Origin of the sequence: Nocardioides ferulae (assembly GCF_003660455.1) — a bacterium.
GTDB classification, from domain to species: Bacteria; Actinomycetota; Actinomycetes; order Propionibacteriales; family Nocardioidaceae; genus Nocardioides; species Nocardioides ferulae.
The window spans coordinates 511,952-532,635 of the sequence record NZ_QZVR01000001.1 but is presented as its reverse complement, the minus strand read 5'-3'; the positions used below and the strand labels follow the sequence as shown (position 1 = coordinate 532,635).

At 71.6% G+C, this 20,684-nt stretch carries 23 protein-coding genes and 1 pseudogene; 11 read left to right on the top strand and 13 right to left on the bottom strand.

The genetic code is table 11. The features are described from left to right. Positions 1–29 precede the first annotated feature (29 nt). A complete protein-coding gene (gene pepN / locus D6B71_RS02560) occupies positions 30–2,480 on the bottom strand; it encodes an aminopeptidase N (protein ID WP_240641006.1) in 2,451 nt (816 codons plus the stop codon). 266 nt (positions 2,481–2,746) lie between these two features. On the opposite strand from pepN, the gene D6B71_RS02555 reads away from it, so the two are divergent. After that, on the top strand, positions 2,747–4,534 hold the full coding sequence (locus D6B71_RS02555; protein ID WP_164519504.1) for a SpoIVB peptidase S55 domain-containing protein: 1,788 nt from the start codon (positions 2,747–2,749) through the stop codon (positions 4,532–4,534). Between the two features lie 78 nt (positions 4,535–4,612). Further along, the gene (locus D6B71_RS02550) at positions 4,613–6,307 is read left to right on the top strand and encodes an aminotransferase class V-fold PLP-dependent enzyme (protein WP_121251632.1); all 1,695 of its coding nucleotides are present in this window, start codon (positions 4,613–4,615) and stop codon (positions 6,305–6,307) included. A gap of 39 nt (positions 6,308–6,346) precedes the next feature. Here D6B71_RS02550 and D6B71_RS02545 read toward each other — a convergent pair whose 3' ends face one another. Continuing rightward, entirely contained in the window at positions 6,347–7,351 is a 1,005-nt protein-coding gene (locus tag D6B71_RS02545; protein WP_121251630.1) for an NADP-dependent oxidoreductase, read from the bottom strand. A 202-nt stretch (positions 7,352–7,553) separates the two neighbouring features. Here D6B71_RS02545 and D6B71_RS22570 point away from each other — a divergent pair, with 202 nt between their 5' ends. Continuing rightward, a complete protein-coding gene (locus tag D6B71_RS22570; protein ID WP_164519503.1) occupies positions 7,554–7,706 on the top strand; it encodes a hypothetical protein in 153 nt (50 codons plus the stop codon). Positions 7,707–7,788: 82 nt separating this feature from the next. On the opposite strand, the gene D6B71_RS02540 is transcribed toward D6B71_RS22570, so the two are convergent. Beyond that, positions 7,789–8,073, bottom strand: a complete 285-nt coding sequence (locus D6B71_RS02540; protein WP_121251628.1) for a Fe-S cluster assembly protein HesB — start codon at positions 8,071–8,073, stop codon at positions 7,789–7,791. A gap of 148 nt (positions 8,074–8,221) precedes the next feature. On the opposite strand from D6B71_RS02540, the gene D6B71_RS02535 reads away from it, so the two are divergent. Further along, positions 8,222–9,139, top strand: a complete 918-nt coding sequence (locus D6B71_RS02535) for an oxidoreductase (RefSeq protein WP_121251626.1) — start codon at positions 8,222–8,224, stop codon at positions 9,137–9,139. Positions 9,140–9,169: 30 nt separating this feature from the next. Here D6B71_RS02535 and D6B71_RS02530 read toward each other — a convergent pair whose 3' ends face one another. The 3 genes from D6B71_RS02530 to D6B71_RS02520 are packed head-to-tail and all read right to left on the bottom strand — an operon-like array spanning position 9,170 to position 11,784. Next, entirely contained in the window at positions 9,170–9,853 is a 684-nt protein-coding gene (locus D6B71_RS02530) for a peptidylprolyl isomerase (protein ID WP_121251624.1), read from the bottom strand. Between the two features lie 27 nt (positions 9,854–9,880). Beyond that, entirely contained in the window at positions 9,881–10,942 is a 1,062-nt protein-coding gene (locus D6B71_RS02525) for an alanine racemase (RefSeq protein WP_121251622.1), read from the bottom strand. Then, on the bottom strand, positions 10,942–11,784 hold the full coding sequence (locus tag D6B71_RS02520; RefSeq protein WP_121251620.1) for an aldo/keto reductase: 843 nt from the start codon (positions 11,782–11,784) through the stop codon (positions 10,942–10,944). Before D6B71_RS02520 ends, D6B71_RS02525 begins: the two co-directional genes overlap by 1 nt. A gap of 244 nt (positions 11,785–12,028) precedes the next feature. On the opposite strand from D6B71_RS02520, the gene D6B71_RS02515 reads away from it, so the two are divergent. Then, positions 12,029–12,670 carry a pentapeptide repeat-containing protein gene (locus D6B71_RS02515; RefSeq protein ID WP_240641005.1) on the top strand — a complete coding sequence of 214 codons (642 nt, stop codon included), beginning with the start codon at positions 12,029–12,031 and terminating at the stop codon, positions 12,668–12,670. 5 nt (positions 12,671–12,675) lie between these two features. Here the strand turns inward: D6B71_RS02515 and D6B71_RS02510 are convergent, their stop codons facing one another. The 5 genes from D6B71_RS02510 to D6B71_RS02490 all read right to left on the bottom strand — a co-directional run bounded on the left by D6B71_RS02510 (position 12,676) and on the right by D6B71_RS02490 (position 15,923). After that, positions 12,676–13,113: a hypothetical protein gene (locus tag D6B71_RS02510; RefSeq protein WP_121251616.1), complete on the bottom strand. Its 438-nt coding sequence runs from the start codon at positions 13,111–13,113 to the stop codon at positions 12,676–12,678. Between the two features lies 1 nt (position 13,114). Then, positions 13,115–13,345 (bottom strand): hypothetical protein, encoded by a 231-nt coding sequence (locus D6B71_RS02505; protein WP_121251614.1) that lies wholly within the window; start codon positions 13,343–13,345, stop codon positions 13,115–13,117. 64 nt (positions 13,346–13,409) lie between these two features. Continuing rightward, a complete protein-coding gene (locus D6B71_RS02500) occupies positions 13,410–14,366 on the bottom strand; it encodes an ABC transporter ATP-binding protein (RefSeq protein WP_121251612.1) in 957 nt (318 codons plus the stop codon). Beyond that, the gene (locus D6B71_RS02495; protein WP_206051511.1) at positions 14,363–15,214 is read right to left on the bottom strand and encodes an ABC transporter permease; all 852 of its coding nucleotides are present in this window, start codon (positions 15,212–15,214) and stop codon (positions 14,363–14,365) included. Before D6B71_RS02495 ends, D6B71_RS02500 begins: the two co-directional genes overlap by 4 nt. Next, a complete protein-coding gene (locus D6B71_RS02490) occupies positions 15,207–15,923 on the bottom strand; it encodes an ABC transporter permease (protein WP_206051510.1) in 717 nt (238 codons plus the stop codon). Before D6B71_RS02490 ends, D6B71_RS02495 begins: the two co-directional genes overlap by 8 nt. A gap of 287 nt (positions 15,924–16,210) precedes the next feature. Here D6B71_RS02490 and D6B71_RS02485 point away from each other — a divergent pair, with 287 nt between their 5' ends. Together D6B71_RS02485 and D6B71_RS02480 are read left to right on the top strand one after the other, a co-directional pair. Beyond that, complete coding sequence (locus D6B71_RS02485) at positions 16,211–16,588, top strand: CD225/dispanin family protein (RefSeq protein WP_121251610.1); 378 nt, start codon at positions 16,211–16,213, stop codon at positions 16,586–16,588. A gap of 23 nt (positions 16,589–16,611) precedes the next feature. Next, complete coding sequence (locus D6B71_RS02480) at positions 16,612–17,046, top strand: DUF2752 domain-containing protein (protein ID WP_121251609.1); 435 nt, start codon at positions 16,612–16,614, stop codon at positions 17,044–17,046. 3 nt (positions 17,047–17,049) lie between these two features. Here the strand turns inward: D6B71_RS02480 and D6B71_RS23710 are convergent, their stop codons facing one another. After that, positions 17,050–17,817: a D-Ala-D-Ala carboxypeptidase family metallohydrolase gene (locus tag D6B71_RS23710; protein WP_276310980.1), complete on the bottom strand. Its 768-nt coding sequence runs from the start codon at positions 17,815–17,817 to the stop codon at positions 17,050–17,052. Here D6B71_RS23710 and D6B71_RS02470 point away from each other — a divergent pair. Next, the gene (locus D6B71_RS02470; RefSeq protein ID WP_240641004.1) at positions 17,804–18,730 is read left to right on the top strand and encodes an acyl-CoA thioester hydrolase/BAAT C-terminal domain-containing protein; all 927 of its coding nucleotides are present in this window, start codon (positions 17,804–17,806) and stop codon (positions 18,728–18,730) included. The two genes, D6B71_RS23710 and D6B71_RS02470, sit on opposite strands and share 14 nt — an antisense overlap. Positions 18,731–18,899: 169 nt before the next feature. On the opposite strand, the gene mraY is transcribed toward D6B71_RS02470, so the two are convergent. Beyond that, positions 18,900–19,547 carry a phospho-N-acetylmuramoyl-pentapeptide-transferase gene (gene mraY, locus D6B71_RS02465; RefSeq protein ID WP_276310983.1) on the bottom strand — a complete coding sequence of 216 codons (648 nt, stop codon included), beginning with the start codon at positions 19,545–19,547 and terminating at the stop codon, positions 18,900–18,902. Positions 19,548–19,707: 160 nt separating this feature from the next. Here mraY and D6B71_RS02460 point away from each other — a divergent pair, with 160 nt between their 5' ends. The 3 genes and pseudogenes from D6B71_RS02460 to D6B71_RS23885 all read left to right on the top strand — a co-directional run. Continuing rightward, entirely contained in the window at positions 19,708–19,905 is a 198-nt protein-coding gene (locus D6B71_RS02460) for a hypothetical protein (protein ID WP_121251603.1), read from the top strand. Further along, entirely contained in the window at positions 19,889–20,230 is a 342-nt protein-coding gene (locus D6B71_RS02455) for a type II toxin-antitoxin system PemK/MazF family toxin (protein ID WP_121251601.1), read from the top strand. The genes D6B71_RS02460 and D6B71_RS02455 overlap by 17 nt, the downstream gene beginning before the upstream one ends. 156 nt (positions 20,231–20,386) lie before the next feature. Then, a pseudogene (locus D6B71_RS23885) lies at positions 20,387–20,632 on the top strand (arginine--tRNA ligase); the annotation flags it as partial. Positions 20,633–20,684: the final 52 nt, after the last annotated feature.

Genomic DNA, 20,684 nt, shown 5'->3' with positions numbered 1-20,684 from the left:
GGGGCGCCGGGGGCGGCCGACGACCATCGTCAGCCCTTGGGGTAGGCGCGGCGGACCGCGAGTCGGCGCGCGAGGCCGTCGGCCTGGTCGAGCAGGCGCCGGCGCAGCGAAGGGTCGACCTCGGGGTCGTCGGCCAGGGCCCGGGTGCGGGAGAGGGTCTCCTCGGTGAGCGAGGTCGCGGGGAAGAAGAAGTGGGCGGCGTCGGCCAGCACCCACCCACTGCGGAACGTCACGGTGCCGGGGAGGTCGGCGAAGTAGCGGTCGACGTAGGGCGCGGTCAGCTGCTCCTGCCCAGGACGCCACATGCCGCGGCCGGCGGCCTCCAGGTCGTAGTTGGACGCCTCGGCGGCACCGGTGAATCGCGCCCAGGCGAACTCCTTCGCCTCAGGGTCGGGCAAGGACGCCACGGCCCGCACGTGCTCGACCCGCGACACGTTCGTGGGCTCCGCGTCCAACGCAGCATCCAGCTCGTGGCGGTCGGTCGCGCCGAGGACCGCCAGCCGCACCAGGATCCGCCATCGCAGGTCGAGGTCGAGCTCGATGCCCGGGACCGCGTGCGCCGGCTCGAGCCAGGCTCGCAGCAGGCCGGCCGAGGGCGCCGACGCGACCGCGGCCCGGAACGCCGACAACTGCTGCTCGGAGCCCGGGGTCAGCCGGTCGAGCCGGTCGAGAAGCGCCGTGTGCACCCGCTCCCCAGCATCGGGACCGGCGAGGGGCACCAGCGTGCGCAGCACCCACGGCATCGTCCGCCGCTCGGTGTCCTCGGTGTCCTCGATCGGAGGGGACGCCACGACCAGGTCGACGACGTCGTCGGGGTCGATCACGGCGTCGTGGACCGCGCTGCGCACCGCGTTCCACACCGCGGCGCGCAGCTGGTCGTCCTCCAGGCCGGGCAGCAGCCCCTTGAGGGCGGCGACGGTGCGCGGGTCCGGATGGACGACGGCCCAGGTGTCCTCGAACGGGTCGAGCACCACCGGCTCGTCGCCGACCGGGAACGGCGTGGTGTCACCGGTCAGCTCGACGCTGCGCTCGGTCCACCCGGCTCCGTCGTGCACGGCCACCCGGAATGCGTGGGCACGATCGGCAGGCTCGCCGACCGGGCGCGTGCGCCGCAGGACACCCGCCGCCCGGTCGAGCGAGAGCGTGTCGGGGCCGGCCGTGCGCAGCCAGTCGTGGGTGAACCCGGACAGGTCGCGGCCGCTGGCCCGCTCCCAGCTGGCGAAGAGGTCGTGCATCGTCGCGTTGCCGAACCGGTGCCGGTCGAAGTGGTCGACCGCGCCGCCGAAGAACGCCTCGTCGCCGAGGGTGCGGTTGAGCTGCTTGAGGATGCTCGAGCCCTTGGTGTAGGAGATGCCGTCGAAGTCCTGCAGCGCCGAGCTCGCGTCGGCGGCTCCGTTGCCGGCCACCGGGTGCGTGGTCGGCGACCGGTCGGCGACCAGCCCCCACTGCCGGCGCAGGTAGGCCATGTCGGTCCAGGCGTCGGCGTACTCGGTGACGTCGGCGGTCACCCGGATGCCGAGGTACTCGGCGAACGACTCGTTGAGCCACAGGTCGTCCCACCAGCGGGGGGTGACCAGGTTGCCGAACCACTGGTGCGCCATCTCGTGCGCCACCGTCGTGGCTCGGTTCACCCGGGCGCCGCGCGTGGCGCGGCTGGTGAACAGCAGCTGGTCGCGGAAGGTCACGCACCCGGGATTCTCCATCGCGCCCGCGTTGAACTCCGGCACGAACGCCTGGTGGTAGTCGCCGAACGGGTAGCGGATGCCGAACAGGCGGTGGAACTCGTCGAAGCACCGGCGAGTCAGCGTGAGCAGCTCGTCGGCGTCGGCGTCGAGCGCGCCGGCGATGCTGCGCCGGCAGCTGAACCCCAGCGCGATGCCGTCGTGCTCCTCGCGCAGCAGGTGGTAGGGCCCGGCGACCAGCGTGACGAAGTACGTCGACAGCGGCGGCGTCGTGGCCAGCTCCCAGACCCCGGGCTCGACCTGCTCCGCGCGGCCGTTGCCGACCACCACCCAGTCGGGCGGCGCGGTCACGTGCAGCGTGTAGGGGGCCTTGAGGTCGGGCTGGTCGAAGCAGGCGAAGATGCTCGGTGCGGCGTCCATGAACGACATGCCGTAGACGTAGTGCCGGCCGTCGGCCGGGTCGACGCTGCGGTGCAGGCCCTCGCCGTCGTTGCGGAAGCCCATCTGCGCGTCGACCACAAGCTCGTTGTCGCCCACCTGCGTCTGCAGGGGGAGCCGGCCGCCCTCGAGCAGGGAGGGGTCGAGGCGGGAGCCGTTGAGGACGGCCGAGCGGAGGTGGAGCGGCTTCAGGTCGACGAACGTCGGCCCGCCGGCGGAGCGGAACCGCACCGTCGTCACCGAGTCGAAGGTCTTCTCGTCGCGGGCCAGGTCGAGGCGGACGTCGTACGCCTCGACGCTCAGTTGCTCGGCCCGCGTCCGGGCCTCCTCCTGGCGCAGGCTCTGTGAGGGTGCGGGCACGCAGATCAGCGTAGGAGGTGGCACCCGAGCGGGGGATGCGGCACCCCGGCCTGGATACGGACCGGACGGCGTGTCGAGGAGCGTTCGCCGGACAGTGCAGGTCTGGACCACTAGCGTGGCGAACGCCGAGACGGGGGGTCCGGGCCGCCGTAGCACCGACATCGGGTGCGACGAATCGAGTGCCCAGGCAACCGAACGCCCCACCGCGGCGTCACACACAACAGCCGGGGCCGACGAACAGGCCCCATAGGTCTCGGAGGAGTCCCATGTCATCTCTTGCTCGTCGTCGGGGTCGCACCCTGGCGTCTCTGTCCGCCACGCTCGGCCTCGGTCTCGCGACCCTGGCCGTCGCCGGCGGCACCACCGCGGCGCAGGCGGCCGACCCCGTCTTGGAGTGCCCCACGCCGTTCCCCGTCTCCGAGGTCACGAAGGGCCAGGCGGTGACCGGCCTGACCGTCACCGAGGGCACCACGCCCACCGGCTTCACCGGCGAGGTGATCGGTGTCCTCGAGGACGGCGTCACCGTCGGCGTCGACATGATCATGATCGAGCTCGACTCGCCGGAGATCCAGCGCGTCGGCGGCATCTGGCAGGGCATGTCGGGCTCGCCGGTCTACGCCGAGGACGGCCGGCTGCTCGGTGCCGTCGCCTACGGCATGTCCTACGGTGCCTCGCCGGTCGCCGGCATCACGCCGTACTCCGAGATGGACGACTACCTGGGCACCGAGCCCGCCGGCAAGGTGCAGATCGACCGGGCTACCGCCAAGGCGATCGCGAAGCAGACCGACGTCACCGTCGCCCAGGCCTCCCAGGGTGCACGGCAGCTGCCGATGCCGCTGGGCGTCTCGGGTCTGGGCGCCCGCCGGCTGGCCGGCGTCGAGAAGGCCGAGAACAGGTTGGGCGAGCGTGGCTGGCTGCTGGCCGACACCTACAGCGTCGGCGCGGCCGCCGAGGGCGGCCCGACCGCTGCCGACGTGGTGCCGGGCGGGAACGTGGCGGCATCGCTGTCCTACGGCGACGTGACCCAGGCCGGCGTCGGCACGGTGACCTCGGTCTGCGGCGACGACGTGACCGCGTTCGGGCACCCGATGACGTTCCTGGGCGAGACCACCATGTCGCTGCACCCCGCCGACGTGCTCTACGTGCAGCGCGAGACGGTGGGCCCGCCGTTCAAGCTCGCGAACCTCGGCCTGCCGGCCGGCACCGTCACCGACGACCACACCACGGGGCTGACCGGGTTCATCGGCGCGCTTCCGGAGTCGGTCGAGATCACGACCGCGACCGCCTTCCCCGAGGGCGACCGCAGCCGCACCGGCACCAGCCACGCCTCGGTCCGCACACCGGACAACCTGGCCAGCACGTCGTTCTACCAGGTGGTGCTCAACCACGACCGGGTGCTCGACTCCTACACCCCGGGTTCGGAGCTGATGGCCTGGACGATCACCGGCACCGACATCGACGGCAGCCCCTTCGAGCTGTCCTTGGAGGACCGCTACGCCTCGAGCTGGGACCTCAGCTACGAGATGGGCTACGCCCTCGGTGACTGGGTCTACATGATCAGCCAGATCCCGGGCGTCGAGGTCACCTCGATCGACGCCGACTCCTCGGCCAGCTCCGACGACGACACCGACCGCGTCGAGGGTGTCCAGCAGTGGCGCGGCGGCGAGTGGGTCACGGTGAACCGCAAGAACAAGGCCCGGGTCAAGGCCGGTGGCACCTTGAAGCTGCAGTACCTCCTCGAGGCGCCTGACGGCACGATCACCGAGGTGCCGTTCGAGCTGGACGTGCCCAGGAAGGCCGCGGGCAGCCGGGCCTACCTCCAGGTCACCGGCGGCGCCTGGCTGTACAGCTATGGCCGGGTCGGCACCGTCGAGAAGGCCGCCAAGAAGCTGGCCAACATGGTCCGCAACGACGAGGTCGAAGCCGAGCTCGAGATGTGGATCGACGAGGGCGAGCGCGGCGGCAACAGTGACCGACGGGTCGTGAAGGACGTCTCGGGTCCCTACGAGCGCGTCGTCGAAGGTCGCGAGCGGGTGCGCGTGATCATCCGCTGACCGCGGCCCCTATCCGGGGCGGACGGCACCCACGGCGGGTCGGGCATCGCCCGGCCCGCCGTGGCCTATCTTGGCCCCATGGCGAGCGACGACACCGCTGCGCTGCTGCGGCTGGTCCGTGAGTCCGTGATCGGCGAGGACCACGTGATGCGGACGCCGTACGGACCGCGTCGCGTGACCTATGCCGACTACACCGCCTCCGGACGCGGGCTCAGCTTCATCGAGGACTTCCTGCGCGACCAGGTGCTCCCGGCCTACGCCAACACCCACACCGAGTCCAGCGGCACCGGTCTGCAGACCACGCGCCTGCGCGAGGAGTCGCGCGAGATCATCCACCGGGCGGTCGGAGGTGACGACGACACCGTGGTGGTCTTCACCGGCTCCGGCTGCACCGGCGCGATCGACAAGCTCGTCGGGGTGCTCGGTCTGCGCGTGCCCTCGGTGCTCGACGATCGCTACGACCTGACCGGCCGGATCCCACCCGACGAGCGCCCGGTGGTCTTCATCGGCCCCTACGAGCACCACTCCAACGAGTTGCCGTGGCGCGAGTCGATCGCCGACGTGGTGACGATCAGGGAGGACGCCGACGGCGCGGTCGACCAGGACGACCTGCGGGTCCAGCTGGAGCGCTACGCGAGACGGCCGCTGAAGATCGGCTCCTTCTCCGCCGCCTCCAACGTGACCGGCATCCTCTCCGACACCGCCGGCATCGCGACGTTGCTGCACGAGCACGGGGCGCTCAGCCTCTGGGACTTCGCCGCGGCCGGACCTTACGTCGACATCGAGATGGGCCCGGTGGAGGGCCGCCCGCTGTCCTACAAGGACGCGGTGTTCCTCTCACCGCACAAGTTCGTCGGTGGCCCCTCGACGCCGGGGGTGCTCGCCGCCCGGCGGGAGCTGTTCGCCAACCGCGTCCCCGTGGTGCCAGGTGGCGGCACCGTGGCCTACGTCAACGCGCGCGACCACCGCTATCTGGCGGACCCCGCGCAGCGCGAGGAGGGCGGCACGCCGTCGATCATCGAGTCGATCCGCGCGGGCCTGGTCTTCCAGCTCAAGGAGGCGGTCGGCACCGCGACCATCCGGGCCCACGAGGATCGACTGCTGCGCCGCGCCGTCGAGATCTGGCGCGCAGAGCCGGGCCTGGAGCTGCTGGGCAACCTCGACGCGCCGCGGCTCTCGATCGTCTCGTTCGTGGTGCGATCGCCCAGTGGGCGGTTCCTGCACCACAACTTCGTCGTGGCCCTGCTCAACGACCTGTTCGGCATCCAGGCGCGCGGCGGGTGCTCGTGCGCCGGCCCCTACGGGCACCGCCTGCTGGGCATCGGGCTGGACCGCTCCCACGAGTACGAACGCGAGATCACCGGCGGCTGCGAGGGCATCAAGCCCGGCTGGGTGCGGGTGAACTTCAACTACTTCGTCTCCGACACGGTGTCGGACTACCTGGTGCAGGCGGTCCGTCTGGTCGCCCGCGAGGGATGGCGCCTGCTGGGCGACTACCGGTTCGACCCCGCCACCGGACGCTGGCGGCACCGCGACGGCGTGGTGACCCCGCCGCTGAGCCTGCACGATGTGTCGTACGCCGGTGGCCGGGTGCGGTTCCCGCACGCCGACGTCACCGGTGGCGAGGAGCTGCTCGCGGAGCACCTGCGCGACGGCGCGGCGATCCTGGCGGCAGCTCAGGGACCCGACCTGGACACCCACCCCGGCAATGTCACGGCCGAGTTCGAGCACCTGCGCTGGTTCGACCTGCCCGAGGTGTGTCTCGAGGGCTGAGGGTCTCGGCAGGCTCGGCCACCGGGGCGGCTCGCCCGGTCAGAGCCGGACGAGCATCTTCCCGATGTTCTCGCCACGGTGCAGGCCCAGGAACGCGTCGACAGCGCGGTCGAGTCCGTCGGCGAAGGTCTCGCGGTAGCGCAGCGTGCCGTCGGCGATCCACCCGGCGGCGCGCCGGTGGAACTCGCCGACCGCGTCGCGGTGCTGGGGGTCGGTGACGATGAAGCCGCGCAAGGAGAGCCGTCGCGAGACGAGCAGGAACAGGTTGCGGGGCCCGGGGGAGGGGGAGTCGTCGTTGTAGGTCGCGATCGCGCCGCAGGCCGCGATCCTGCCGAAGTCGTTCATCTGCCCGATCGCGGCCTCGAGGTGGTCGCCGCCGACGTTGTCGAAGTAGACGTCGACCGGTCCGTGCGGGCGCAGCAGCCGGGAGACCCGGTCGTCGTGGTAGTCGAAGGCGGCGTCGAAGCCGAGCTCCTCGGTCAGCCAGGCGACCTTCTCTGGAGACCCGGCCGAGCCGATCACCTTCGCGGCACCGAGTTGGCGGGCGACCTGTCCGGCGACGGACCCGACCGCGCCGGCGGCGCCGGAGACGAAGACCGTGTCGCCCTCCTGCACGGGGGCGATGCGGGTGAGTCCGACGTACGCCGTGAGGCCGGGCATGCCGAGCACGCCGAGGTAGGCACTCGCCGGTGCCTGCGAGACGTCGAGCCTGCGTCCCTCCCGAGCGGACACCAGGGCGTGCTCGCGCCAGCCGAGCTGGTGGAGCACCACGTCACCGGGCTGCAGGCTGTCGTCACCGGAGGCGACGACCTCACCGACGGCACCGCCGTCGAGCGGCGCGTCGAGAGCGAACGGCGCGACGTAGGAGCGGGCGTCGTTCATCCGTCCTCGCATGTAGGGATCCACGCTCATCACCGTGTTGCGGACCAGCACCTGCCCCGGTCCGGGGTCGGGGAGGGTCACCTCGACGGTCCGGAAGTTCTCGTGGGTCGGCCAGCCGGTGGGGCGGGAGGCCAGGTGGATCTCGCGGGTTCTGGTCGGCATGGGGCGATCCTCGCAGGCGGCCCAAGTGGAAGTGGGCGACGGTCGGGTTGACCTGCGGCGGGTGGTGGAGATCACGCCGTCGCCAGTTCGTCGGCGCTCGCCAGGGCCTCTACAGTGTAAGAGTCACCACCGTGACAAACCGATTACACCAACCACCCATGACCGAGGCCCGCGATCCGGGTTGAAGGGGATGAGGAAGTCCATGGACACGCAGTTGCAGCTGGCCTACGGGATCGTCGAGGAGCGGGCTCACCGCTATCAGGACCGGGCCCTGCTGCGCACCGCGAAGCTGGCCCGCGAGCGTGCCCGTCGCGAACGTCGTCGCACCGCCGCGCTGCGCCGCCAGGCGCACTGAAGGCCACCGTCCCCGAGCACGAGACACAACGACACGAGCCCCGGCCGTCCGGCCGGGGCTCGTGCGCGTGATCAGACCAGGCTCAGGCCTGCAGGCCGAGCGCGAACTCCACGCGGCCGGTGGGGTCCACCGAGGCGTCGAGGATCTTGTCGTCGAGCATGAGGGCGGCGCCCTCGTCGAGGTAGACGGTGGCGCCCGCCTGCTCGACCACCTGGTCGCCGGGCTGGGCGGCCTCGGCCGCCGACACCGCGAAGGCGGGCTCGCTGGCGCTCTCGGAGGTGATGCGCAGACCGGCGGTCTCGGGGAAGCCCGGCTGGGTGGAGAGGTCTCGGACGATGGTGCTGGCGTTCTCGGTGAGGGTGAGCATGACTCGCCTTTCCGATGGCGTGCAGGACCCCTCCACCGTTGCTCGCCCGACCCGCTGACGCAAGGGCTGGCCCCGACTGAGCGCAACCCGGGCGTGTCGCGGACCTTCGCGCTCCCGATCAGCGGCGCGGCTCTGGCAGGCTGCGCGCATGGCCCGTCGCGTCCGCACCCCCGCCTGGCACCAGGTGCCTGCGCAGGGGGGCCGGTGCGTGGTCGTCACCGGTGCGAGCGGCGGGCTCGGCCTGGAGCTGAGCCGCTCGCTGGTGCGCGCCGGCGCCCACGTCGTGCTGGCGGTGCGTGACCCCGCGAAGGGGGAGCGGGTGGCGGCTCGGCTCGACGCGGGCCGCGGATCCGCCGAGGTCCGCCGGCTCGACGTGTCGGATCTCGGCTCCGTGCGACGCTTCGCCGACGGGCTGCGCACCGACCGGCTCGACGTCGACGTGCTCGTGAACAACGCCGGGGTGATGGCGGTGCCGTTCGGGCGCTCGGTCGACGGGTTCGAGCAGCAGCTGGCCACCAACCACCTGGGCCACTTCGCACTCGCCAACCTGCTGCTGCCGAGGATCCGCGACCGGGTGGTCGTGGTCGCCTCGCAGGCCCACCGTTCCGGGGTGCTGGACCTCGACGACCTGAACTGGTCCCGTCGTGGCTACCGCCCCTACGCGGCGTACGCCGCCAGCAAGCTCGCGAACCTGCTCTTCCTCGCGGAGCTGCAGCGCAGGCTGCACGCGGCCGGGTCACGGCTCCGGGCGACCGGCGCGCACCCCGGGAACACGAACACCCAGATCACCGCGAACACCGGCAACGGCATGCTCACGCGAGTCGGCTCGTTCGGGCAGCGGCTGGTGGGGATGCCGCCGGAGCGCGGGGTGCTGCCGCTGCTGTACGCGGCGACCATGGACGTGCCGGGCAACAGCTACTTCGGGCCGCACCGGCTCCGCGAGCTGCACGGCTGGCCGACCGGCGTCGGACGGAGCCGCGCCGCCAGTGACCCGGACCTGGCCAAGGCGCTGTGGGTGCGCTCGGAGGCGCTCACCGGCGTCGGCTTCCCGCTCGGAGGCGACTGAGCCGGGCGGGCATCCGCCCAGAAGCCTCGATCAGTCGGCGACGCTGGCCGACTCGATCCGGACCTCGGTGTTGGGGTGTCCGTCACCGGGTCCGTTGGCGTCGTCGACGCCGTCGGCGGCGACGTCCTGGAGGAGGCCGACGGTGGCCTGGGACACCGTGCCGAACACGGTGTAGCTCGGCGGCAGCGAGGTGTCGTCGTAGACGATGAAGAACTGGGAGCCGCCGGAGTCGGGCAGCTGCGTCTTGGCCATGGCCAGCGTGCCGGCCGGGTAGGTCTCCGAGCCGTCGACCTCGTCCTCGATGGTGTAGCCGGGGCCCCCGGTGCCGGTGGCGGACGGGTCGCCGCACTGCAGCACGTAGATGCCCGAGATCGTCATCCGGTGGCAGGTGGTGTCGTCGAAGTAGCCCTGCCGAGCCAGGGAGACGAACGAGTTGACCGTGCACGGCGACCGTTCGGCGTCCAGCGTCAGGTCGAGCTCGCCCACCGTGGTCTCCAGGGTCACCTCGACCATGCCGCCGACCGCAGCCCGGTCGGGCGGGGCCGCGACGTCCTTCGCGGGCGACTCAGCCTCCGCATAGACACAGGGCGGGCCGGTGGCCGCCGCGGTCGCGGCCGGGTCCGCCGCGCTGGTGGGCTCGTCGTCGTCGCCGCAGGCGGCGAGGAGCAGGGGGACCACGGCGAGCAGGGCCCAGGGGCGGAGGCGTCGGCGCACGATCGGAGATCCTAGTGGTCGGTCCGGTCAGGAGTTCAGGCCGCGAGAGACCACGCTCCAGGCCCGCATGGTGCCGGCCTCCTCCACCCAGAGCTGGTCGACCAGGTTCACCGCGCTGCAGACGTGGTTGGGCACCACGTCGACCTTGCTGCCGAGCGGGGGGAGCGGGGTGTCGGGGAGGTCGACCACCGCCCGGTTCTCGGCCAGCAGCACGATCCGGGCGTCGGGATAGTCCGGCAGGCGCCCGAATCCGGAGGCGAACCCTGCCCGATCGGCGCCGAGCACCTTGCTGCCGGTGTCGAGGACCAACCTGCCTCCGGCGTGGCTGACCACGGTGCTGCGGCAGACCAGTGCGACGTCCTGGGGGCGCATCGCGCCCAGCTCCCACTGCTGGGCGTCGCCGAAGACGTAGACGCCGGGGCGCAGCTCGGTGAGCACCTCGGTGTCACTGTGGGCGAACGTCGGTGTCGAGCCGCCACTCACCACGTGCACCTCGACGCCTGCCGCCTCGACGGCGTCCCTGGCGGCGCGGAGCGCAGTGGACTCGTCGTCGGCGGCGGTGGCGACCCGCTCGGGGTCGTAGGCGTGCCCGGGGAACGTGAAGATGCCGCGGATGTCGAGCCCGGCGCGGACGCCGGTGGCTGCTACCCGTCCCGCCTCCGCCGGGGTGACGCCGGTGCGGCGTTGCCCGCTGTCGACCTCGACCAGTCCCCGGATCGAGGTGTGCCCGAGGTGACGACCCGCGTTCGCGGCCGCAGCCGCCGAGTCCACGGCGATGGTCACCTGCGCCCGGTCGGCCAGGTCGAGCAGCCGCGCCGCCGAGCGCTCGTCGACCCACACCGGGTAGCCGATGAAGATGTCGTCGAAGCCGTGCCGGGCGAAGACCTCGGCCTCGCCGACGGTCGCGACGGTGATGCCGACCGCCCCGGTGGCCAGCTGGAGGCGGGCGATCTCGACGCTTTTGTGCGTCTTGACGTGGGGCCGCAGGGCGACCCGGGTGGCGGCACAGCGTTCTGCCGCGGCGCGCACGTTGCGACGCAGCCGGGCCAGGTCGACGAGGAGGTACGGCGTCGGCGGCGTCGCCGGCATCACATCTCCTCGTGGACGTCCGGATCGCCGCCGAACAGACGACCGTCGGGGCGGCCGAGCGCGCTGATCTCCTCCATCTCGTCGAGGGTGAGCTCGAAGCCGAAGACATCGAGGTTCTGGCGCTGCCGCTCGGGGGTCTTCGACTTCGGGACGGGGATCGAGCCCAGCTGCAGTTGCCAGCGCAGGATCACCTGGGCGGGCGTGACCCCGAGCCGCTCGGCGGGCTGCGCCACCGCCGGCTCCGTCAACGGAGCCTCGCGCTTGCCCAGCGGGCTCCACGACTCGGTCTGGACGCCCAGGCGCTCGTGCACCGCCCGCATCTGGCGCTGTGGGAACAGCGGGTGCAGCTCGATCTGGTTGACCGAGGGGGTGACGCCGGTCAGGTCGACGACCCGGAGCAGGTGGTCCTCGGTGAAGTTCGAGACACCGATGGAGCGGACGAGCCCCTGCTCCTGGAGGTCGACCAACGCCCGCCACGCCTCGGCGTACAAGCCCTGGCTGGGGTTGGGCCAGTGGATCAGGTGCAGGTCGAGGTAGTCCAGGCCGAGGCGACCGAGAGACTCGTGCACGCTGACCACGGCGTCGTCGTAGGCGTGGTGGCGGCCAGGCAGCTTGCTGGTGACGCGCAGCTCCTCGCGGGGGACCCCGCAGCGTCGCAGCGCCTCGCCCACCGCCTCCTCGTTCTCGTAGTTCACCGCGGTGTCGATCAGCCGGTAGCCGATCTCGATGGCGGAGACCACCGCGGCGACGCACTCGTCGCCCTTGAGCGGATAGGTGCCGAAGCCGATCGCGGGCAGGGTGGTGCCGTCGTTCAGCTCCCGGTGCGGGATCTCATGGGGCATGTCCCTCAACCTATCCCGAGCCCACCCGCGTCGGCGTCGTGGCGGCGGCCGCCATGATGGGGGAGTGGCGGCAGACGGGGTCGAGCGCGCAGCGTCGGGAGCGGACCCGTCGCTGCGCTCGGACTGCGCCCGGTGCACCGGCCTGTGCTGCGTGGCTCTGGGGTTCCAGCGCTCTGCGAGCTTCGCCTTCGCCAAGGCGGAGGGGGAGCGGTGTCGCCACCTCGGCGACGACCACCGATGCGGGGTGCACGATCAGCTGAACGACATCGGCATGCGCGGCTGCACAATCTTCGAGTGCTTCGGGGCCGGCCAGCAGGTGACCCAGGTGACCTACGCCGGCGAAGGCCTCGGAGCGGATCCGGAGAGGGACCGGCAGCGGTTCGCCGTGTTCGCCGTCCTCAGGGCGGTGCACGAGATGCGGTGGCTGCTCGCGGAGGCTCCGCGCCTGCCCCCTGCCGGCGCGGAGGAGAGCAGGGCTTGGCAGCGACGGCTCGCCGAGTTGGCGCAGGCCGCCCCCGAGACCGTGCTGTCCACGGACCTCGCGGCGATCCGGTCCGCCGTGGGGGAGCTGCTCCGTACGGCGAGCCGGGGCGCACGCTCCCGGCGGGGTGCCGATCTCGCCGGCGCCGACCTGCTCGGCGCCGACCTGCGGGCACGGGACCTGCGCGACGCGGACCTGCGCGGCGCGCTGCTGGTCGCCGCCGACCTGAGGGGGAGCGACTTGACCAACGCCGACCTGCTCGGCGCCGACCTCCGGGACGCCGACCTCCGCGCGGCGGACGCGTCCCGGGCGCTCTTCCTGACCCAGCCTCAGGTCAACGCCACCCGAGGCGATGGCGCCACCCGGCTGCCGTCCGCGCTCGACCGGCCCGTGGGATGGACCTGACCTGCTCAGACCCCCTGGTCCGGCCGGGCGGCGTGGTGGGGCCGGCCCTCGGTGCGCCGATCCTCCTTCATCTCCGCCTCGTAGAGGTGACGCTTGCCCTCGACGAGCTCGTCGCGAGCCAGCGTCTCCAGGTCCTTGAACGCGGAGTAGTAGGTGTCGTCGTAGGCCTCGACGATCTGGAACGTCCATCGTCCTTCGATCACGTTCCGGCCGACGAGCTCGCGGTCGATCCGGTCGGCCAGCTCGTCGTGGCCCGCCTTGCGCAGCAGGTCTACGGCGTCTCCGAGGGTCAGGTCGGCGGTGCCGCTGAGTCGGTGGAAGCCGTAGAGGTGGCCCCGGGCGTACTCGACGCACTCCAGCGCCTCTGAGAGCTTGCCGAGCGCCTCGACCGTGGCGTCGTCGACGCCGTCGGGCCGGCGGTGCCGTTCGTCCGGACCTCCCATGTCAGGCGAGGACCTCCGCGGCCGACACGGCCCCGTGGCGGGCCTCGATGGCCTCGGCGAGGGCGGTGACCTTGTCGGCGGAGACGTCGACGCCGACCTCGGCGAAGCCCTTGCGGAGCTCGTCCTCGACTGTGCCCTCGGTGGCGCCGTCCTGCCAGGAGGACACTCGGTCGACCACGGCCTGGACCGCCTCGAGCTGGTCGCCGGTCATGTCGGTGCTGTTCTCGCTCATGGGCCGGTGGTACCCCAGGCGTGCGCCGGCTACGCGCCTCACCGGGACCTGAAGGGAGCACCGCTCAACGGCGGGCGGCGTAGACCCGCCTGACGACGTCTTCCACGTCCGGCTCCTCCACGGCGAGGTCGAGCACCTCCGCCCGTTCGGACACCGCGGCCAGCACCCGGGCGGCAGTGACCTGGTCGGGGTCGAACGCCAGGCGCTGCCGGAGGCCGCCCCCCTCGCTGCCGAGGTGACGGGTGCCCGGCACCTGGTCGAGGTCGGGCGTCGATGCGGCCAGGTCCACGACCAGCACCCGCTCGGCACCCACGGTGCGGGAGAGGCCGTGCAGGGTGCCGTCGTAGACCAGTTGGCCGCGGTCGACCAGCAGGATCCGGTCGCACAGCCGCTCCACGTCACCCATGTCGTGCGTGGTGAGCAGCAGCGTCGTGCCGTGCGCGGCGCGCTCGGCGACCAGGAACTCACGCAGCCGCTGCTTGGAGAGGACGTCGAGCCCGATGGTCGGCTCGTCGAGGATCACCAGGCGGGGCGAGTGCAGCAGGGCGGCCGCGACCTCGACCCGCATCCGCTGGCCCAGCGAGAGCTGGCGCACCGGGGTGCGCAGGAAGTCGGCGAGCTCCAGGCGCTCCACGAGCTCGTCGGTGCGGGCCCGCTCGGCGTCGGTGGAGAGGGCGTGGATGGCGGCGAGGATCCGGAAGGAGTCGGCGACCGGCAGGTCCCACCACAGCTGGGAACGCTGGCCGAAGACCACACCGACCTCTCGTGCGAGTCGGCGGCGGTCGGCGACCGGGCGCAGTCCACAGGTGCGGGCGGAGCCCCGGGTCGGCACCAGGATGCCGGTGAGCATCTTGATGGTCGTCGACTTGCCCGCACCGTTCGCGCCGATGTAGCCGACGGCCTCGCCGGCATCGACGCGCACGGTGAGCGAGTCGACGGCGGTCAGCCGCGTGCGACGCCACCCGTCCCTGACGGAGAAGTCGCGCCCCAGTCCGTCGGTCTCGATGATCGGTTCGCTCATCCGCCTGCTCCTTGGTAGTGCCGCACGCCGATCCGCCAGCTGAAGGCCGCCAGGCACCAGGCCCACACCGCAGCCGCCGGTGCACACCAGCCGGCCCAGCCGGGGAGCAGCTCGCTGCCCGGGAGCTCGAGCAGGGTGACCACTGGCAGGTAGGCGGTGAACGCCATCGGGAAGAAGAACCCGAACAGCACGGTGAGGGGCCGACCCCACACGGAGGCCGGCTGGCTGGCGGCGTACCGGCCTCCGTAGACGAACGCGTTGGTCGCCTCCGAGCCCTCGACGAGGAAGAACTGCACGCCGGCTGCCCAGACGAACATCGCCGCGAAGGTGGCCACGCCGCTGAGCGTCGCGAGTGCGAGCAGCAGCACCGCGGCCGGAGACCAGGCGATGTCGTTCACGACGAGCCCGGCGGTGAGTGCGCCGAGGCCCACCGCCGCGCGCGCAAGTCGGCGCAGGGAGATGTCGCTGGTGATCAGCTGCAGCAGGAGCGGCTGGGGTCGGAGGTAGAACACGTCGAGGGTGCCGGCGCGCAGATAGGTCGGAAGCGTGTCGCAGTGCCCGAAGGCCAGGTCGGCGAGCGAGAAGGCGAGATCGGCCAGGCCGAACACCAGGAGGATCGCGGTGAAGTCCAGACCGCCCAGCCGGTCGACGGCCGCGAACAGCACCCACACCTCGGCCAGCTCGACGAGGCCGACGAGCAGTGAGCTGGCCAGGTCGAGCACGAAGTTGCCGCGGTAGCTGCGCTGGGCCCGCATCCGGGCCCCCAGGACCGCTCGGTAGGGGGCGGTCCGGCCGCGCGGGAGCTGATCGGTCAGCGTGCGGCTCCGCTCAGCGGTTCGGTCAACCACCTTGCACCTCCAGACGACGACGGCCGCTGCGCGTCATCAGCTGGCCGGTCCCCAGGACGACGGCCAGCCAGAGGAGTTGGAGGAGCACCAGCGAGACGGCGGCCGCGCCCTCGACCCGGCCGGAGAGGATGTCGACCGGATAGATCAGCATCGAGGGGAACGGGGTCGCGGTCGCCACCGCGTGCAGCCAGTCGGGGAACAGCCGGATCGGGACGAAGAGCCCGGCCAGGAACCCCGAGGCGACCATGTAGAGGATCGCGACGCCGCGGGTCTCGACCAGCCAGAAGCCGCTTGCCGCGACGAGGTAGGCGGTCGCGGCGGACACCACGATGCCGAGAAGCAGGGAGGTCGCCCCGAGGGGGTAGGACAGTAGGGAGTCCGGTGTGGCCATGTCGACGACGATCGCCCCGAGGAGCACCGACGGCAGGCCCCGGGGGAGGAGGGAGAAGACCGCGCGCCCCGTCTCGGTGGTGATCGCCGCCAGCTGCACGTCGAGCGGGCGCAGGAAGTCGACGGCGACGTCCCCGGTCTTGATCCGATCCGCGATCTCGCTGCGGCCGTGCAGGTTCACTGATCCCAGCAACCCCTGGGAGATCCAGATGTAGGCGGCCATGGTGGCCGGGTCGTAGCCCGCGAGCTCGCCGCCGCCGGCTTCGACCGCCGAGAGCAGCAGGGCGACCTTGAGCAGCCCGAATGTCACGTTGGCCACCAGCCCACCCAGGGCAGCCAACCGGTACGTCGACTGCCGGCGCACACCTGCGACGAAGAGACGCCGATAGGTCCGCAGGCCGGCCCGGGGCGATGTCAGCCACCCACCACGAGCGGTGACGTCACGGCCCGGCGCGGAAGCAGCGACGGGGCGAGGGGACACAAGCGCAAGAACCTAGTGCGTCCATCTGGGCTGGACAACCGGTTTCCATCCGGCGGCTGCCGAATGGCAGGCTTGGCCGCTCCCGCACCCCACGGGCCGAGCCCGCGTCGATGAGGAGATCAGGAATGTCGGATCAGTACCCGCCCAACCCGCAGGACCCCTACGACCCCAACGTCGGCGGTCAGCCTGGCTACGGTTCCGGCTACGGGCAGGGCGGCTACCCCGGTGCTCCGTCGTACGGGCAGCAGCCGAACGGGCCCAAGCCCGACAACAACCTGGTGTGGGGCATCCTCGCCACGGTGCTGTGCTGCCTGCCGTTTGGCATCGTCTCGATCGTCAAGGCCAGCAAGGTCGACGGGCTGTGGAACAGCGGCCAGTTCGCCGCCGCGCAGCAGGCTGCCGCGGACGCGAAGAAGTGGGCGATCATCAGCGCGGTCGTCGGGCTGACGGTGTCCGTCGGCTACATCATCCTCGCCGTCCTGGTCGGGGTCAGCGGAGCCTGAGGCGCCCGGGGTCTGCCGAGCCGATGACGTCACCGCCCATCACCACGGCGAACTCGCAGGGCGCCCGGAGCCCCGCCGGCTGGCGCACGCCGGTGGGCGGGGCGGCGCTGGCGTTGGCGGGGGTCGGGCTGGTGCTGCTCCGCGACCCTCATCGGGAGGGCGCGCTGGGGATCTGCCCCTCGCTGCTGCTCACCGGCGGCTACTGCCCCGGGTGCGGCAGCCTGCGCGGCGTCCACGACCTGGCGACAGGGCAACTGGGCGAGGCGGTGGGGCACAACCTGCTGCTCGTGCCGGCCCTGGTCTGGCTGGTCTGGTGGTGGGTGGTGCAGGTCGGCGCGACCACCGGTCGGCGTCTGGCTGGGCCACCCTCGTCGGCGCGGTTCTGCTGGTTGCTCGTCGCGGGCCTGGCAGTCTTCACGATCGCCCGGAACCTGCCGGGGTCACCGCTGGCGCCCTGACCCTCAGATGCCGCAGCTGGGGGCGCTCCAGAAGATCCGGTCGGGCCGGATGTCGAGGTGCACGTGGTCGTCGTGGTCGGGGTAGCCGGGGCCGAGGAGCGTGGTGAAGCTGGTGTAGCGGGCCTGCCCGGCGATCGCGCAGAACGTGGTGTTGCCGTTGGTCGGGGTGAGGTCGATCGCCCGGCCGTAGGTGTGCTGGCCGGTGCCGGAGCCGCCGACCGAGCGGTCGCAGCTCTGGGAGCGGAAGCCTGACGTGACCCGCAGTGGGATGTCGCCCATCCGGTGGCGCAGAGCCTCGGCCCGCCACATCGCCCGCAGCAGGTTCTCCTTGACCTGGGTCGCGCTCACCGAGCCGCCCGCGTAGCCGCCGGCGCCGCACCCTCCGTCGACCTCCGACCAGCTGAAGTGGGCGGGGGAGCAGTCGTCCTTCTGCAGTTCGGTGATCTTCGCCAGCGTCTGCGGTCCGGCGTGGCCGTCGACGGTGAGCCCGTAGGCGGACTGGAAGTTGCGCACCGCCGTGGTGGTCGCCGGTCCGTAGCTGCCGTCGATCGCGAAGTTGGTGCGGTAGCCCGCCCAGCCGGCGACGCGGATCTGCAGCTGGGTGACGTCGGTGCCGGTCGCGCCGGCCGTGAGGTTGCGAGTCCAGGTGTAGCAGCCGTCGCCGGTGGCCGCGGTGGCCTGCGGGCTGGGTGGCACCAGGAACGCGAGGGCGAGACCGAGGAGCAGTGCAGCGGCGAGGGAGCCGAGGCGGCGGGGCGTGGTGTGGGGCACGGGCCCGATCCTGATGCTGCCTCCACCCCTGGGGACAGGGCGCACGCGCCTCAGGAATCTGCACGGCAAAGACCTGCAGAAGTGCGTGTCTGCCAGGCTGGCGTCCATGGTCGAGCAGCATTGGGCGCGCCCCGACACACCTGTGGGCACTGGTGTCCTCGTCCTCGCCGGCTCCAGTGGCCGCGTGGATGTCGTCCGGGCCGACCTGCTCGCTGCGGCAGGGGCCACCGCGCTCGCGATCCGCTGGTTCGGCGGTGAAGGACAGCCGGACGCGCCACGCTTGGTGCCGCTGGAGACGTTCACCGACGCGCTGGACCTGCTGTCTACCGAGTGTGATCGGCTTGCTGTGCTTGGTCTCTCGTACGGTGCCGAGGCCGCTCTCCTCACAGCAGTCCGCGATCCCCGGGTCGATGCGGTGGTCGCGGTGGCCCCGACGGACGTCGCCTGGGAGGGGCAACGGCTGCGCGAGCAGGACCCTGCGCTCAGCAAGTGGACCTGGCGGGATCGGCCGGTGCCGTTCGTGCCGCTCGACCCGAGCTGGGAGCCACCCACGGACCCGCCCGCCTTCGCTGCGTACTACCTCCACAGCCGCGCGATCGCCGCCCCGGGGGTGGTCGACGCGGCGACGATCCCGGTCGAGCGGATCGCCGGAGAGGTGGTGCTCGTCGCGGGTGGTGACGACCAGGTCTGGCCCAGCGCTGCCGCCGCGCGGGCCATCGCGGCACGTCGCGCGACGCACGGCCTGCCCACCACGCTGGTCGAGGATCCTGACGCCGGGCACCCGGTGGCGCTGCCGGGGGAGGAAGCCCCCGATCCGCGGCGGCCCTACCTCGTCGGGGGCGACGAGGGCTCGGCAGAGCGGCTCGGCGCCGCGGCGTGGCCGGCGATCAGGGCTGCGCTGCGCCTGCGGTAGCGACCCGGGTGCTCAGGAGCCGGTGCGGACCTGGGCAGGAGAATCCCAAAGCGGTACCGATCGGCAGGAACGCGAGCTCGCCGCGGCCGTCGTCAGCGCGTTCGCGCTCAGGACCGACGACCTGCCCTGACAAGAAGCCGTGCCCGGGTTCGCGACCTCCCGCGGAGGCTCAGGCCAGCCACGAGGCATAGAAGAGGCCGAGCCCGGTCGCCACGAAGATGCCGGCGATGGTCCAGAACCGGATCACCACGGTGACCTCGTCCCAGCCCAGGTGTTCGAAGTGGTGGTGGATGGGGGTGATCCGGAAGATGCGACGCCCCGTGCCGGTGAAGCGCCTGGTCAGCTTGAAGCAGCTCATCTGGAGCAGCACCGACAGCGTCTCGAGCACGAACAGCCCGGCGATCACGGCCATCAGGAGCTCGGTGCGAGACGTGATCGCCAGCCCGGCCAAGGCACCGCCGAGGGCGAGGGAGCCGACGTCGCCCATGATGATCCGGGCCGGCTTGGCGTTCCACCAGAGGAAGCCGATGCAGGCGGCGGCAACGGCGACGGAGAACACCGCGAGGTCGAGCGGGTCGCGCACCTGGTAGCACTGCGACTCCACCACGTTGGGGCGCGAGGAGCCGCACAGCTGGTTGTTCTGCCAGATGTTCACGACTGCGTAGGCACCGAAGATCAACGCCGAGGCGCCGGCGAGGAGGCCGTCGGCACCGTCGGTGAGGTTCGCCGCAATGGAGGTCGCGGTGACGATGAACCAGATCACCAGCAGCACCACGACCAGGGGCAGTCTGACGCCACAGTCCTGGGTGGTGGAGATGTACTGGGAGGCCGGACGGACGGCTCGCCGTTCGCAGGCGAACTCGAGCTGAACGGGACCAGCTGATCGGCGTCGGCATGGTCACGGCTTGGCGACGGAGGAGACCTGCGGCAACCAGGCCTTGTAGACGATCCTGTCTACCGAACGTACGATCCACCTCGTGGGTGAGACGACAACGATCCGGATCAGCAGGGCCACGCACGCATCCGTGACCCGCTTGGCTGCCGAGCGCCACGAGACCATCGACGAGACGGTGAGTCGGGCGATCCGTGCCCTCCGCCAGGACGGCCTTGCTCGAGACCTCGCCGCTGATCTCACCGACGACGAGACAGCTTGGCTTGATGCTCACGCCGGGTGACGTCGTCGATCTCGACCTCGGACTGCCCAGCGGCAGCGAGGCTGGACTGCGTCGACCGGCTGTCGTCGTGACGGCCGCCCGAGTCTTGCGGGGCGGTCCGAACGTGATTCAGGTCGTGCCCTTGACTCGCACCATCCGGAACAGTGGCGCCGAGGTGGTCATCGAGCCCGACGGGACCAACTGTCTCGGTGCGACGTCGGCAGCGCAGTGTCAACATGTCCGATCGGTCTCCACTGAGCGAATCGTCGAGCGGACCGGAACCGTCGGTCCGGTAGTTCTCGGTGAGGTGCGCCAGATCCTTGCGCTGCTCCTGGATCTTCGATGAGAACCGTGAGTCGCCCCGGGGCGGGGTGTAGCGCAGGGGAGCTTTGAGGGAACCGTCGCCCGCGGTACTGGGCACTCTGCGTATCAAGAGTGGACGTATAGGCGTTCTGGGCCCGGAGAATCTCCGCATGCATGAGTCCTTCTAGGCTTCCTCCACGTGATCGCCCTCAGCGTGCTCAACTCGAAGGTCTCCGACGCCATTGCTGATGCGTTCGGCGACGACTTCCGAGGGATTGACCCTGTCCTTCGTCCCAGTCAGTTCGCGGATCTGCAGAGCAACGCGGCACTGCCTCTCGCGAAGCGGGTCGGGAAGGCGCCCCGGGAGGTCGCTCAACTACTCGTCGAGCACCTGGGCGTCACCGACGTTTGCGCAAAGGTCGAGATCAGCGGGCAAGGGTTCATCAATCTCACTTTCAGCGACGACTGGATTGCTCGTCAGGTTGAGTTCAGCCGTG

Excerpts from the sequence above, each read along its gene's own strand:
- D6B71_RS02525 (WP_121251622.1), bottom strand. The coding sequence starts at position 10,942 with ATGCCGGCGACGCCGCCGACGCCGTACCTCCTCGTCGACCTGGCCCGG.
- D6B71_RS02500 (WP_121251612.1), bottom strand. The coding sequence starts at position 14,366 with ATGAGCGAACCGATCATCGAGACCGACGGACTGGGGCGCGACTTCTCC.
- D6B71_RS02510 (WP_121251616.1), bottom strand. The coding sequence starts at position 13,113 with ATGGGAGGTCCGGACGAACGGCACCGCCGGCCCGACGGCGTCGACGAC.
- D6B71_RS02485 (WP_121251610.1), top strand. The coding sequence starts at position 16,211 with ATGTCGGATCAGTACCCGCCCAACCCGCAGGACCCCTACGACCCCAAC.
- D6B71_RS02555 (WP_164519504.1), top strand. The coding sequence starts at position 2,747 with ATGTCATCTCTTGCTCGTCGTCGGGGTCGCACCCTGGCGTCTCTGTCC.
- D6B71_RS02480 (WP_121251609.1), top strand. The coding sequence starts at position 16,612 with ATGACGTCACCGCCCATCACCACGGCGAACTCGCAGGGCGCCCGGAGC.
- D6B71_RS02535 (WP_121251626.1), top strand. The coding sequence starts at position 8,222 with ATGGCCCGTCGCGTCCGCACCCCCGCCTGGCACCAGGTGCCTGCGCAG.
- D6B71_RS02520 (WP_121251620.1), bottom strand. The coding sequence starts at position 11,784 with ATGCCCCATGAGATCCCGCACCGGGAGCTGAACGACGGCACCACCCTG.
- D6B71_RS22570 (WP_164519503.1), top strand. The coding sequence starts at position 7,554 with ATGGACACGCAGTTGCAGCTGGCCTACGGGATCGTCGAGGAGCGGGCT.
- D6B71_RS02545 (WP_121251630.1), bottom strand. The coding sequence starts at position 7,351 with ATGCCGACCAGAACCCGCGAGATCCACCTGGCCTCCCGCCCCACCGGC.
- D6B71_RS02540 (WP_121251628.1), bottom strand. The coding sequence starts at position 8,073 with ATGCTCACCCTCACCGAGAACGCCAGCACCATCGTCCGAGACCTCTCC.
- D6B71_RS02455 (WP_121251601.1), top strand. The coding sequence starts at position 19,889 with ATGCTCACGCCGGGTGACGTCGTCGATCTCGACCTCGGACTGCCCAGC.
- D6B71_RS02505 (WP_121251614.1), bottom strand. The coding sequence starts at position 13,345 with ATGAGCGAGAACAGCACCGACATGACCGGCGACCAGCTCGAGGCGGTC.
- D6B71_RS02550 (WP_121251632.1), top strand. The coding sequence starts at position 4,613 with ATGGCGAGCGACGACACCGCTGCGCTGCTGCGGCTGGTCCGTGAGTCC.